Source organism: Pontibacter populi, from assembly GCF_040278685.1.
Lineage (GTDB): Bacteria > Bacteroidota > Bacteroidia > Cytophagales > Hymenobacteraceae > Pontibacter > Pontibacter populi.
Map to the genome: position 1 here is coordinate 65273 of NZ_JBEOKT010000019.1, position 13799 is coordinate 79071.

Annotated in this window: 16 protein-coding genes; 12 read left to right on the plus strand and 4 right to left on the minus strand. The window is 43.8% G+C overall.

What is annotated here, in order from left to right; all coding sequences use genetic code 11:
• Positions 1–52: 52 nt before the first annotated feature.
• From ABS362_RS16750 to ABS362_RS16770, 5 genes are all read left to right on the plus strand, one after another.
• On the plus strand, positions 53–997 hold the full coding sequence (locus ABS362_RS16750; RefSeq protein ID WP_350413862.1) for a manganese catalase family protein: 945 nt from the start codon (positions 53–55) through the stop codon (positions 995–997).
• A 19-nt stretch (positions 998–1016) separates the two neighbouring features.
• Positions 1017–1829 carry a DsbA family protein gene (locus ABS362_RS16755; protein WP_350413864.1) on the plus strand — a complete coding sequence of 271 codons (813 nt, stop codon included), beginning with the start codon at positions 1017–1019 and terminating at the stop codon, positions 1827–1829.
• Between the two features lie 32 nt (positions 1830–1861).
• Entirely contained in the window at positions 1862–2161 is a 300-nt protein-coding gene (locus ABS362_RS16760; protein ID WP_350413866.1) for a hypothetical protein, read from the plus strand.
• A 61-nt stretch (positions 2162–2222) separates the two neighbouring features.
• Entirely contained in the window at positions 2223–3599 is a 1377-nt protein-coding gene (locus ABS362_RS16765; RefSeq protein ID WP_350413868.1) for a PQQ-dependent sugar dehydrogenase, read from the plus strand.
• Between the two features lie 198 nt (positions 3600–3797).
• Positions 3798–4631 carry a formate/nitrite transporter family protein gene (locus ABS362_RS16770; protein ID WP_350413869.1) on the plus strand — a complete coding sequence of 278 codons (834 nt, stop codon included), beginning with the start codon at positions 3798–3800 and terminating at the stop codon, positions 4629–4631.
• 307 nt (positions 4632–4938) lie between these two features.
• Here ABS362_RS16770 and ABS362_RS16775 read toward each other — a convergent pair whose 3' ends face one another.
• Positions 4939–5946: a potassium channel family protein gene (locus ABS362_RS16775; RefSeq protein ID WP_350413871.1), complete on the minus strand. Its 1008-nt coding sequence runs from the start codon at positions 5944–5946 to the stop codon at positions 4939–4941.
• Between the two features lie 201 nt (positions 5947–6147).
• Between ABS362_RS16775 and ABS362_RS16780 the strand changes: the two genes are divergently transcribed.
• Positions 6148–7059 carry a mechanosensitive ion channel family protein gene (locus tag ABS362_RS16780; RefSeq protein WP_350413872.1) on the plus strand — a complete coding sequence of 304 codons (912 nt, stop codon included), beginning with the start codon at positions 6148–6150 and terminating at the stop codon, positions 7057–7059.
• Between the two features lie 231 nt (positions 7060–7290).
• Here ABS362_RS16780 and ABS362_RS16785 read toward each other — a convergent pair whose 3' ends face one another.
• Positions 7291–7920, minus strand: coding sequence for an OmpA family protein (locus ABS362_RS16785; protein WP_350413874.1), 630 nt, complete (start codon positions 7918–7920; stop codon positions 7291–7293).
• 906 nt (positions 7921–8826) lie between these two features.
• Between ABS362_RS16785 and ABS362_RS16790 the strand changes: the two genes are divergently transcribed.
• Positions 8827–9183: a hypothetical protein gene (locus ABS362_RS16790; RefSeq protein ID WP_350413875.1), complete on the plus strand. Its 357-nt coding sequence runs from the start codon at positions 8827–8829 to the stop codon at positions 9181–9183.
• Positions 9184–9315: 132 nt separating this feature from the next.
• On the opposite strand, the gene ABS362_RS16795 is transcribed toward ABS362_RS16790, so the two are convergent.
• A complete protein-coding gene (locus ABS362_RS16795) occupies positions 9316–9471 on the minus strand; it encodes a type IIL restriction-modification enzyme MmeI (protein WP_350413888.1) in 156 nt (51 codons plus the stop codon).
• Positions 9472–9922: 451 nt separating this feature from the next.
• On the opposite strand from ABS362_RS16795, the gene ABS362_RS16800 reads away from it, so the two are divergent.
• The 5 genes from ABS362_RS16800 (at position 9923) to ABS362_RS16820 (ending at position 13182) form a co-directional block, all read left to right on the plus strand.
• Positions 9923–10609: a hypothetical protein gene (locus tag ABS362_RS16800; protein ID WP_350413876.1), complete on the plus strand. Its 687-nt coding sequence runs from the start codon at positions 9923–9925 to the stop codon at positions 10607–10609.
• Positions 10610–10930: 321 nt separating this feature from the next.
• A complete protein-coding gene (locus tag ABS362_RS16805; RefSeq protein ID WP_350413878.1) occupies positions 10931–11158 on the plus strand; it encodes a hypothetical protein in 228 nt (75 codons plus the stop codon).
• 15 nt (positions 11159–11173) lie between these two features.
• Entirely contained in the window at positions 11174–11590 is a 417-nt protein-coding gene (locus tag ABS362_RS16810) for a hypothetical protein (protein ID WP_350413879.1), read from the plus strand.
• An 81-nt stretch (positions 11591–11671) separates the two neighbouring features.
• Entirely contained in the window at positions 11672–12061 is a 390-nt protein-coding gene (locus ABS362_RS16815) for a hypothetical protein (RefSeq protein ID WP_350413881.1), read from the plus strand.
• A gap of 962 nt (positions 12062–13023) precedes the next feature.
• Positions 13024–13182 (plus strand): hypothetical protein, encoded by a 159-nt coding sequence (locus ABS362_RS16820; RefSeq protein WP_350413882.1) that lies wholly within the window; start codon positions 13024–13026, stop codon positions 13180–13182.
• 341 nt (positions 13183–13523) lie between these two features.
• Here the strand turns inward: ABS362_RS16820 and ABS362_RS16825 are convergent.
• The coding region (locus tag ABS362_RS16825; RefSeq protein WP_350413884.1) for a transporter associated domain-containing protein at positions 13524–13799 on the minus strand (276 nt) is incomplete at its 5' end.

The following is a 13799-nucleotide window of genomic DNA, read 5'->3' on the forward strand; positions in this document are numbered from 1 at the left end:
TTTTCACCGTTTTAAAATAGATGTTTTTGTTTAACTAAAGAAGGGAGGACAAATGTTTTATCACGTTAAGGAGTTACAATTCAATGCACGTGTGTCTAAACCGGATCCGGCTTTTGCCAGTTTGCTGCTGGAGCAGTTCGGGGGGCCAAACGGGGAGCTGAAAGCAGCCATGCAGTACTTTACACAGGCTTTTGCCATGCGACAGCCCCATCCCGACAAGTATGATTTGCTGATGGATATTGCCACGGAGGAGTTTAGTCACCTGGAAATAGTGGGTGCAACCATCCAGATGCTGCTCGGAGGCATAAACGGGGAGCTGAAAAATGCAGCCGACCAGGCCGAGATCATGCAGCTGTTGGACGGAAAGGCCAAAAAGGAAGACTTCATCCATAACGCCATGATGAACCCACAGTTCCTGGTTGTGAGCGGCGGTGGACCAACTGTTACAAATAGCCAGGGAGTGCCATGGTCAGGTTCTTATGTAAACGCCAATGGCGATCCTACAGTAGACCTTCGCTCTAACATCGCAGCTGAGTCCAGGGCCAAGATCGTTTACGAATATCTTATGAAATTCACCGACGACCCTTATGTAAAAGAGACGCTGAATTTCCTGATGACGCGCGAGGTGGCGCACTTCCAGATGTTTGAGGCGGCCTTGGAAACCATACAGCCTAACTTCCCGCCGGGTGTACTGCAGAGTGACCCGCGTTACAGCAACACCTACTTTAACATGAGCAATGGTGCCGATGTTAAAGGCCCGTGGAATGAAGGTAAGAGTCCGGGACTGGGAGAAACATGGCAGTACATTCATGAGCCCTTTGAGCATGTGGTAGAAACAAATGGTATGCTTGACCATAAACCAACAGGCACAGACCGCACCACGAAATCTGTGGAGGCCCAAGACAAAGCCCTTAGCCAGGAACGCAGCAAAAAAGTGAAAGCTGCCGTACCAACTGGGGAGAATCAATGGTGCGAGTACCCGCATAATAATTTGTAAGCCGGGATATAATTAGCTTATGACCAAAAAAGAAAGCAAACTAAACCTAAAAACAGAGGCGGGGTCGGTGGAGATAGTATACTACACCGACCCTCTTTGTTGCTGGAGCTGGGCAATGGAGCCACAGTGGCGCAGGCTGCGCTTCGAGTACAGAGGTAAGATAAAGTGGCGCTACTGCATGGGTGGGCTAATTGCCAACTGGAACAGCTTTAACGACCCTATGAACTCGATAAGCCGGCCATTACAGATGGGGCCCCTCTGGATGGAGGCCAAGTATATTTCAGGCATGCCAATCCAGGATAGGGTGTGGTATGATAATCCACCTGCTTCTTCTTATCCGGCCTGCATTGCCGTAAAGGCCGCAGAACTGCAGTCGCCGATAGCGTCAGAGAATTACTTGCGCCGGGTGCGTGAGGCGGTGATGCTGCATGGCAAGAACATTTCGGAGCGGGATGTGCTGTTACAGGTCGCAGGAGAACTGGCCGAAGAATTACCAGATCTTCTGGATGTGTCAGCCTTTGAGCGGGAGCTTGGCGGCGAGGAAGCACGGCAGGCCTTTAAGCAGGACCTAATGCAGGTGAGGCTCCATGCTATCAGCCGTTTCCCGACACTTACCATAAAAAGGGTAGGAGAAGAACAGGGTGTAATGGTGGTTGGGTATCGTACTTACGAGGCATTGCAGCAGGCTTTGTTGCAGGTAGTACCAGACTTGCAGCCCATTCAGCATACGACTGATGAGATGGAATACAGGAGGTTCTGGGGAAATACTACGGAACGTGAGATGAAAGAGGCTTTGAGACATGAAGGAGCAGATTCCCGTACGCATGCGTAAGAAACAAATTAAATCATCATTAAAATTAGTTTATGAAAACAGTGGAACTCACCAAGTCGAATGCTACTCTAAGGTTGGAGGGAAGTGAATCAACCAGAAGTATGGACATTAAGCAAGTTAACGTTAAAAAGTGGCCGGCATCAGGAGAGAGTTTGAAACTAATTGTGCTGGACGAGAAGGACATTCCCATCTATAGTCAGTTGCTGGAACCGCCACAGGCCCTGGAAGACAATATCATCACAATTGACAAGCGATTCGTTTTTTATGACCATCTAAGCGTGCAGTTAGAGGCAAGTACAAGCCCATTTTCGGTTATAATCCATTTCGAGTGACCAGGGTTGTAGCAAAAGTCAACAAGTATACTACTATCTGATAATCCAAAATCCTATACCTATGAAAAAGAACTTTATTCTCTTCGCCATATCTGGCTTGTTCCTATGCGTATCCTGCACCACTACGTCAACCCCCGAAGAAGCAGCTGATACAACTACCACTGCTGGTACCACACAAACAGAAAACACCAATTTAGATTCGGTGGGGCTGCAACTGGTCGCCTCCGGTCTGGTCTCACCTGTTTTTCTGACGCAGCCCCTGGACGACGACAGGCTTTTCATCTTGGACCAGATAGGAGAGGTGCGTGTGGTGAAGGAAGGTAAACTGCAGCCGGAGCCGTACCTCAACCTGGAAAGTAAGATCGTAAAGCTAAAGCCCGAACATGAAGAGCGCGGTCTATTAGGGCTGGCTTTCCACCCGGAGTTCAAAAGCAACGGGAGGTTCTTTATATACTACAGTGCACCGCTGCGGAAAGGAGCTCCTAATAATTTTGACCATACCAGCGTAATAGCGCAATATACCGCCTCAGGCAGCAATCGTGAAAAAGTTGACCTAAACTCCGAAAAGGTGATCATGTACGTGGACCAACCGCAGGATAACCACAACGCCGGCACCCTGATGTTCGGGCCGGATGGCTACCTGTACATCAGTCTGGGAGATGGGGGCAACAAAAACGATATTGCCACGGGCCATGTGGCAGACTGGTATAAGGAGAACGAAGGTGGCAACGGGCAGGACGTGAAGCAGAACCTGCTGGGAAGCATTTTGCGCATTGATGTAAACAGTGGTGTCTCTTATGGTATTCCCTCCGATAACCCGTTTGCTGATGGCAATAACGGTATGAAAGAAATCTACGCCTACGGCCTGCGTAATCCTTACCGATTTTCAATAGACAAAGAAACAGGTATGATCATAGCCGGCGATGCGGGGCAGGTGCTGCGCGAGGAGATGAACGTGATCAAAAAGGGCGCTAACTATGGCTGGAACGTGAAGGAGGGCACCACTTGCTTTAACGCAGCCGATAACAAGAACCCGCTGCCTGACTGCCCGGAGGAGGACCGCCTCGGCAACAAATTCACCGATCCCGTGATAGAGTTCAAGAACAGCATGAGCTACCCGCAGGAAGGCCTGGGTATTGTGGGTGTGGGCGGTTATGTGTACCGTGGCGAGATGCGTGCAGGATTAAATGGCAACTACCTATTCGGTGTCTGGACCCAACACCACGGCAAACCAGACGGAGCCATTTTCGCAGCAGAAGTATCCGGTGACACTGGTCCGTGGCAGTACAGAAAACTGCACTTCAATAACAGGCCTAACAATGCTTTCGGGCATTACCTTTTAAGCTTTGGCCAGGATAATAACGGGGAGGTATATCTGCTTGGTAATGATAACGAAGGGCCTACCGGAAAGACTGGGAAAGTATACCGGATGGAGTAGCCATGAGTTGCTTTTCAGTTTTGTAACGTATGAACAAATCAAACATAATACATATGTGATAAGTATACCCTTACATATCGTGCTATAGGTGCAAAATACATGTACCTAAGCGAATGAAAGGTAGATACTGAACTGTGTAAACGATAAAATCTACCATAATGAAAATGTTTCAGGTTTATGGTTTAAAGTATCTTAAGTATGGCTGAGGAAAAACAAACCCACGCACATGAGAAGGCAAAAGAAATTGAAATTTCTCCTTCTGCCAAGGCTATACATGATGCCCTCAGGAAAGAGGGAGAGTCACAGCTTGAGCGCCCTACGTTTAACCTGTTTTGGTCTGGCCTAGCAGCAGGCTTGGCCATGAGTTTATCCATGATCGTGGAGGGAGTTTTAGAGGCTTACCTGCCGGATGCGGAATGGACGGTGCTGGTGTCGAGCTTTGGGTATACAATGGGATTTGTCATTGTTATACTTGGCAAGCAACAACTTTTTACGGAACATACCCTCAGGCCTATTCTGCCGCTGCTGCAACATAAAACGCTTGAAAAATTCTGGAACGTCACGCGCCTGTGGGGCGTAGTGCTGCTGGCCAACCTGCTGGGTACCTTACTTGTCGCACTTGTGGTGGCACATACGGCAGCTTTCGATCCGCATGTGCTCGAAACGTTTGCTAAATTAGGTCACGAGGCCCTGAAGCCGGGGTTTGGAACGGTGCTGCTGCGAGGAATATTTGCCGGCTGGCTCATTGCGCTGATGGTCTGGCTGTTGCCTGATGCCGGAACAGCGCGTTTGTGGATCATTATACTTGTGACCTACGTGGTTGCCATCGGGCATTTCAGCCATGTTATCGCGGGTTCTATGGAAACTTTTACGATTGCTGCCATGGGTGAAACCTCCTGGGGGAACGTACTCTTGAACTATACTTTACCTTCCCTGATCGGGAATATACTGGGTGGGGTGGTTTTGGTAGCAGCTATTAACCATGCGCAGATCATGGCAGGTAAGAAAAAAGAAATCTACACACAGGACTAATCGCCTTATACCAGCACTCTATTTCTGATGTGGTAGTCTTTTATATCGATTTCAATGGCTGCATACTGCGCTTAAGTATATCGAACGGAATTGCATTTCTTGTACTGTTTCTGCGGATACAGCAGAAAACGGCAAAAGTGATGATCGCAACCATGGTCCAGAAGATCCACCACTACCAATACATCATCCAAAAAACGTCAATCATGTGCCTCATGCTTACATCTTTGAGCTTTATAGTTGATCTTACTTGTTTTTTAGTTTATGGGATGTAAGGCGTTGTCAATAAAGAAATTATGTTTATTGTTGGTTAATACGACGGGTCATACACTTCTTTCCACGACCAGCCATCTTTCTCCAGTAGTGAAGTCAGCAGTTGACGATGTTCGTGCAGTTCTTGCTCAAACACTTGTTTTACCTGATCCGTGTCTTTTACTGGTATGCCTGCTTTATGCAATTGTGCCAGGTCTGGTGTAGGTGCCTCTCTATGAGCTTTGGTGTTTTTAAGAAAGCTCTCCTTCATCGTTTCTTTGTAGGTCTTCAGTGTAATCTGGAGCATCTCCATTTTTAGCTCATCTTTTGCTCCGGCAAGCTCTAGAAGGTGATAGGCTTCGTCTAACAGTACAATGGCTGGTGCAATGGCCAGCTTCACCTGGTTGTTGTGGAAGTAATGGATAACAGGATAGGAGTGGTGGTTCATGGTGTGCTGCATCAGCATCTGACAAAGGTCAGATGTGGTATCGAAAAAGGAGGAAAAGTCTTTGCCGTCCCAGCTATTCACCAGGATCAGTTGCGGAGTTTTGCCCATGCTGCTGATGTAGAGGCTCAGTTTGCTTTGCAGCCCTACCGCAGAGAGCACGGGTACAAAATAGGTTATGGATGCGGTAATGAATGCAAGGCCGGAGAAGGCCGCAAGACTGGTAATAATACGCCAGGCGTTGGTAGTGGCTATGTAATCTCCCACACCCAGCGTAGAGAGCGTGAAGCCGGCGTAGTATAGTTTCTCCAGAGGACTTGCGATAACCAGGGTGCTGCTGTTCACTATGGAGTCTTTATCAGAAAGCAGTAATAGAAACAGGGCACCCCAAAGACCGATGATCCACACCAAGAGTATGGAGATTAGCACAGCAGGGCCTGTATAACTGAGTGCACTGGACTTGCCGTCTTTACCTGCCAAAGCAAAGAAGATTTTCCAAACCGCTTTTGATACAGTGTTTGTGATCATACCTCCTCCATTTGAGGAAAAGGTGGTCTTAATTAGGTCCATCACCGTTACAATAAAAAGTAAAAGTCCTAAAATCAGGTATAAAGTGTTCATACAGTCGAATTTGCTCTTTTCAGGTTAACGGGAGCTAAGTGTTTGAGTTAAAAAGGTTTTATAAGCTTGTGTTCAGGATCTGCAGAAGCAATTCTGTTAAAGTATCTCCGGTCAATTTAAAACATGGGTTTGTTGTGATAAGTATAACAGAAGCAGCACGCTTAGATTCATCCAAGAATTGAAAGCATATAATATCAGACTATGCAAAAAGCCAATCGCCTCGTTGAGTCTACAGCAGGCATAACAGATGTACTTAATGATTATTGGGAACGGTTTCTGTTCCTGCTGCCTAACATTCTGCTCGCTCTGTTAATTTTCTTTGTTGCGTTATGGGTAGCAAGTAAAGTGAAGACCCTACTGGATGCAAAGCTATCACGCAAAGCGCACGACCGCATAACGGGTCAGTACATTGCGCTGGTATCTAAATGGGCTGTGGTAATAGTGGGGTTGTTGTTAGTACTTCAAACCTTAGGTTTAACTGGGGTTGCTGGTGGACTGTTGGCAGGTGCCGGCCTTTCTGCTGTTGTCATTGGATTTGCATTCAAAGACATCGCAGAGAACTTTCTGGCTGGCCTAATCCTTGCTTTTAACCGGCCATTTGAGATTAATGATACTATTGAGGTAGAGGATGTTTTAGGAAAGGTGAAAGCCTTACAGCTCAGGGTGACGCATGTGCTAACATTTGAAAGTAAGGATGTATTTATTCCCAATAGTACGATTCTCAAGTCAAAGGTAACTAACCTTACAAAGAATGGCTTGATAAGGATGGATTTTGTTGTAGGCATTGACTACAATGACAACATACAAGCTGCCATCGATTTAATAGAAAAAACTGCTCTCCAAGTAGAAGGAGTATTACAAAATGATCCACCCTATGCAATCGTTGATGAACTGAGCACAAACACCTTGAATTTAAGGGTGTTCTTCTGGACTGAAACTAACGACTACAAAAAAGGGGTAATGCTGCTTAAGGGGAGCATTATGCAAGTAGTAACAAAGGCACTGCTAGAAGAAGGATTTGGTATGCCAGCCAACATACAGGAGATCAAATTGTACGACTATCAAAAAGATATTCCCTTTCGCAACGTAAATAATGAGCCGCAGGGAGAGTAACTATAGCCTGTAGCCTTTAACAGGACAGCTGCTATTAAAAGTATTAATAGCAGCTGCCCTGTTAAATTCACTGATCAAATATTATTATAAAAACAGCATTATCAATTTCAATACTGCCTAAAAAGCTGGTACTCTGGATAAGTTAATCTTTATTTCTCTGAGAATTATCCGGAAGTGTTTTTTTATTATCAGTCAGCAAAAAAGCTTAAGTTATATTTCTAACCGGGATAGTTATTGCTGACCTGTGGCTACAACTATAGCTACTCGTCTGTTAAGCTGCCTTCCCTTAGCTGTTTCATTGGTAGCCCTTGGCTCTGACTCACCCATTGCTTCGATCGAAAGGCGATCAGGAGATATTCCACCCTTGTTTTGTAGCCAGTCCTTCACAGCGTTTGCGCGTTGCGCGGAAAGCTCTTTATTATATTCATTCCCGGCGCGTGCATCTGCATGTCCAAAAATGCGTACCTGGCTATTGGGCTGCAGGTTCTTTATCTTTTCCACTATAGTTTGCAGCTTGGTTTCACCCTCAGGGCGGATTTCGGCCTTGTCTGTGTCAAAAAGCACCCGGTCGTCCATAGTATAGACGCTATATGCAGCGCTTGTTCGGACTTCTATTCCTTCTCTTGTTAGGTTAGGATCATCACTCACTGGGGCTTCCCAGTCTATGCTGGCCCAAAAGTCTTCTCCAAGGTCTACGATCTCTGCTCCATCCGCTTCTATTTGAGCGCCTTCGTCATCGTATACAACCGCAGTATCTTTTGTGGCATCTGCCAAAGAATCGTTTTCTACACTGCCCTCCGGGTTATTACAGGCAGCCAATAGTCCAAGGCCAAGTAGAAGTGATGTTATAGTAATTTTCATAGGTTAAGTAGGTGTGGTTGTATAAATTTCTACGAAGACCATCCTATACGGTTCATAATAACTCTGTTATGAGGCTTGATACAGTGCTTACTAGCTGGCAATTATAACTTTGAAATTTAATTGATAGCTACTCTGCAAAGGCCTCGATGAACCCAACCTAATCAACTTCAGACGTGTTAAACTGTTTAATAAAGAAATACTATTCCATAGTTTATTTCTCTTTTCAAGGCAGGTAGTTTTTATAAGACAAGAAAATCTTCTTAATAAAAAAAATATAGGCGTCAAAAACTCTGTAACGGCTTAAGAAATTACACCATCCATCTCCCAACACTGATTTTAACTGCTTATTCCTTGTTTATTAATTAATGATAAGAGCTTTCTATTTTTGGTGACGAATTAGGCGCAATCAAAAAGCACTTACCGGTAATATATACCCAATAAGTGCTTTCTTCAATAAACTACTTTCTCAAAATAGCCTGTACTATTCTACGTATATTGCTGGCTTTATTGTATTCTTTTTTCTCATTAACGAATAATACAGCAGTATTTTGTTCGTGGAGTTAAATAGCTAATTCATTGGTTTTACTTCTGGCAAGAATGTTTAAAGTTTAAACCAATCCACTTTATATCGTTTTAAGTTGCATTAAATCAGTAGAAGCGTTTTTTGTTGCTGAATAAACAGATTATACTATATTTGATCACATTGTTGCTAACTGGCTCACTTTAGGTGTTTATATTTATATAATATTGTACTTTACACTTATTTTACATAAGTCTATAAAAAGGGCTTAGTTGGCCTTTTACAACAAGACGACAATTATCTGAATTTAGCAGACGTAGGAAACAATCAATAAACAAGGCGTGACCGAAAAGCCATACGAGTAGGACAATCATAAAAAAGCAAACATGAAAGTATTTAGATTCTTAATGACAACAGTGGTAGCAGGCCTGTTTATGGCCGGAATGAGCAGCTGCGATAAGTGTGATGATGAGAACCCGCGTGCAAAGGTCATCAACGAAGGAACTTTGGAAGCCAGTGTGCAGATTAAAACCTCAAACGGTAATACAGAAAACATCAACAACGTGATGCCTAACAGTACTTCAGCCGCAAGCAGTTATGCAAAAGGAACTGTTACCTTTACGATTACACTGGATAAGACTGAATTGGTGGAAACAGTACAGATGGATACGTGCCACGAGTATGACATTGTAATAGATGCCAACAACAATATCAGTACCGTTTCACGCGACCGAAATGATTAATGCAGTGATTTTTTAATAGGTGTTAAATGTAAAACAAGCCCAACCCAATACAGGTTGGGTTTGTTTTTTTGCCATGTATACGTTCACAATCTAATACGGCCACCGGCATACGTGCTGTACAGCTATTCTGCATCAGCAGCGACCTTTTAGGTCTTCTTTTTTCCTCTCTTTCTCTACAGCGAATAATCCGGCTGTATAGCGTTCGTATAGTTCAAACAAGTTATTCCTGCGTTTTGCTTCTTCAGTGAACGCCTGTGGCCTGTAAAAGGCATCTACGGCCTTGTCCAGTTCTTAATGGGCTCTTCAATAAGTTTAATATTGTTGCTGTAGCAGGGAAGCGAAAATTCTTTTCAGAAAAGTATACCTTTCAAAAAAATAATAAAATTGTACGTGGCACTTACTTCTTACTTTTAAACGGATAAGGGTAAACCTAATTTCTGACCTACCCCCCCTTGAACTTATACATTTTATAGGCACCAACCTTATCATCCAACACACTTCCTTTCCAGTTATCAATATTAAACCATCTTTATATTTTAATTTTTAAATACAAATACCTTGTAATGAGTTGCTTGTGTGACTTAAAAAAATAACACAAGGTAAAAAACAGGCTTTACGACATGTGTAACAATTTTATTTTAAAATTATACTTTTTAATGAAACAATTAAAAAAGTCATATTGTATAAGCCTGATAGTTATATAAATAAACCATTTAACACATTAAAACCTTCTACAATTATGAGAAAAGCAAAACTTTTCGGTCTGCTGGTAATGCCGGCACTGTTCGCTGTTGGATGTTCTGACGAACAAGATGTAATGCCATCTGCCACTTTAGGCGCAAGTTCTACTTCGCTGGCAACAGGCAGCGGAGCCCCATCGGGTGCCCACTATAACCTGAACATTATTGGTGTGCCGAAAGACAAAACAGCGGATATGACGGGCAATAACGGCGGTCGTATTTTTGTTAAAGAGTATGGTAAAACACGCATTGGACTGACACCGGCCCCAGCTGGCGAAGGCTTTATGGTTCTGGATGCCAACGGAACAGACAGTGACGGTGCTACGTTCCAGCTGCCGAAAGACGTATCTTCTGAATGGAAAGTTTACGCCCGAATTCCCGGCAACCGCGGTGGTTCTGTAACAATAACTACCTGCGCTGATATGGTCAATACAGGCGACGGGGTGTACGTGGAAGCCGAGATTACCTGCGAAAGCATTACCATGGACCGTGCCCGTTATGGCAAATTCACCGATGTAAGCGGTTCCCTGCTTTTCGTAACCGTGTTAGCGGATGTATTGGTAGATGGAGAAGTGGTTTTGGAAGCGGGCACTTATCCGCTGTTTGACGAAGCCATGGAAGATTACTTCTGGGAGTATGATAACAATGGCCTGAAACTGTTACAACTGCGTTTCTATCCAAACTAAGCAAACTTGCTTATATTCCTGTTCATAAATAGTAGATGGGGCCACTACCGGAAGGGGGTGGCCCCTTTTTTATGTTCCAACTGTTTAAGAGAGAAATTTAACCATCCATGGTTTTTGATAACAGTCGGATAAGGAATATAGGCCTGTTTGAAAAAATAATGAAATTCTGCGCGGCACTTACGTCTTACTTTTAATTCGGTAAGGGGATACCAAATTTTGGACCTACCTTATAGGCTGTCGTAAAAAATGCGACAGATTCTTTTTTGAAGTCATATCAATTCGCCTACTTTTGCCTTAACTTGCAATGAATTACGTTTTCTTATGCCTGAATTAACCAAGTTTCTCACTACACTAACGAAAGCAGACCTGCTGATACTGACATGCAGTGCTGACCGTACCTATTGCCGCTTTTTCAATGGCGGGATGTACCTTGACCGTATGTATGTGACCAATCCTGCGTTGCTGGCAGAACTGCACCCGCTGATGGGGGAAGGAGATGAAATAAATATAGAAGGTATTGCGAAATTAAAGCAACTATTTTTGAATTGAGTTGCACACCTGCCGTTGATACTCTATAAAGACCATATTATTGAGCTGGACTACCAGCCAGCACAAGACCTGCTAATAACCTGCCAGCCATCTATTCGTCCCTACGATGCAAGAGAAGTTCGGAGTGCCTTTATCTCTATCATCACGTTCGTAAAAGAATACAACATCACCCGCTTGCTACTGGACTTTACCCGTAACACGCAAGACCTGTCCGAAACGGAATACAAAACCAATATGGCCCAACTGACCGTTGGCTTATTGCAAACGTCCCTTCAGAAAGTAGCCCGCCTGACCACTTCAGATGCTATCCGTGAACAAAAGATTGCTTCCATGCTGGATACCATTCAGGGAGCGGTGCCCATGGTAGTAGAGGTAGGAATGTTTACCAGCAAGGAAGAAGCCGTCCGGTGGCTGCTGCATAAGGAAGGCTAACCTTTACATCATATTATCTTTATTTGCGTAACGACATGAAATGTTACGTTTTATCGTGTGATACTATTCCATAACGGGTACATGGTGCTGGATTACGATGCAGCAACTGATATTTTATATGCGACCTGCCCTGACATGAAGCAGGAAGAAATGCTGCATATTTATGCCGCCTTCGCCGTCATGGTCAAGACCCTGAAAGAAAAAAATATCCCATATTTAATACTCGATACCAGCAGTAGCCAGCTGGACATGCACCAAGAAGATTACAACACCATCTTGGCCCTGTTGTCGACTGATTTAGCTGTTACCGGCCTACAAAAGCTGGCAAGGCTTGTGTCCCCAGATGAGAAGCGGGAAGGCATTGTCAGGCAATTTCTAAAGGAATTAGATGCCCACCAATCCCTGCCATATGTGGTTGAAAGCTTTACCAGCAAGGAAGCTGCTGTTACTTGGCTAAAAGAAATTAAATAATTTTTCTCATGTAAACTTGCCAATCCTTTCCGCGTATAAGCAGGTACTTTCATAAAATTGTTTTGATGTTGGAACGGGAAGGGCAATTACTCCTCTACGGTTATAGCAAGCCCTTCTTGTTTTTTTCTTTCCTGAATAAGGCTTCACTTATTCAAGTGTGCTACACGGTTAAATATTCAATAACTATAATATTAAACCTGCGTAAAACGTAATTCCTAATAGTTTTATAGATTAGTTGTTTTTCGAAAGTAAGAAGGGCTGGGGTTTAGTAGCATTTGGCCTAAGTCCTTCTTGCTTTACTTCCTTTTAGTAGTGTTATAACACCTTCTTTATAAAAACTTTCTACAATCACTCCTGCCTGCTATTCATTAATTTCCAGCTCATTTTTTGTGATAAGTTTAATAGGTTACACCCGAATTGGCTAAGGTGCTGTTCTAGCTACTAATTACTAAATGTAAATCATCCAGGCCTTCAGTTATCTGGTACCAAAAATCAACTACAATATCGATATTATTGTTGACTAGGTGCGTAGCTTTGTGTGAAGAGCATGTTGCTGGATGCCCGCCAAACTGTTATTTCTATCGATGTTGCAGCAAGCTGCAAAGTAGCTGTTTATCTAGCCAGCCCGTTAACTAAACGGGTTGAGAATAAGAATAAGATAGGTAAAAGACGACATATATAAAAGCATTACTACCTGCTAGTTACGCACCCGGCGACCCTTTATCCGTAAACTACTCGTAAAGTTCCGATTATAACCGTAAGTATTCGGATAATACAAGTATAGTCAGATACTTACGGTGAAGCAGTCAGGAGCATGGAAATAGTACGTAATATAGCTAACAAGAAAAGTTATCGTAGCTGTGGTCAATGCGGCACGGTGATGACAGGAGAAGTTCTGCTCAGACCAGTGCCGGGCTACAGCCGGCAACCGTAGGAAATACTAGGATAGGGGAGAACAGCTGATGAAAGAGATCAATTACAGCCTGCGTCGTAACCGCTCCCTGCTGCACAGGCTAAGCTCCGAAGGCAAGACTACGCTCCAAATAGAAATGCTCGAACAGGCGGGTTTTGACTTTTGCTACTTTACCCACCTGTACCGCACCCCAAAAGGCATCACCTAATATTTCTGTTATGGTTATGGGTACTTGTTGCTTGAAGACGAGAAGGTATTGATCTTCCACTGGCAGTCCTATATGGAGTGGTCATAATGTATAAAACAGCAGTCATAACCTAAGGTGCCAAGGTCGGAATAATAAAGAAAGTGCTAATCAGGAAAGAAATAAATCAAGCGCAGAAAAGGGGAGTAACATCGTAGAAAATCTTTTTTGTTTCTTTTCTGTTACTCTGGAAACAAAAAAACCGCTTATTTTCTGAAATAAGCGGGTTAGTATGGATTGTTGTGAAGTCCGTAGGGAATTGTAAGATCCTTGTTTGCTGATAATGTTGATGGCGTGGTATGCAATCATTGTGAAATCTGTTTTAATAACACTTTATCAATTCTTAACCCATCCATATCAACTATTTCCATTTCATAGCCATTGTGGGTAAACTTTTCGCCTGTAGCCGGAAGCTTTCCAAACGTATAGGAGATAAAGCCGGCCAGGGTGGCATAGTTATCCGGATCGCGCCCTATGAGCTCTTGTCTTAGCTCCCTGTTCAGCTCTCGTACCTCGATAGAACCACTCACTAAGAACGAACCATCATCTCTTCTAACTAATTCGGGCTCATCTACTTCATC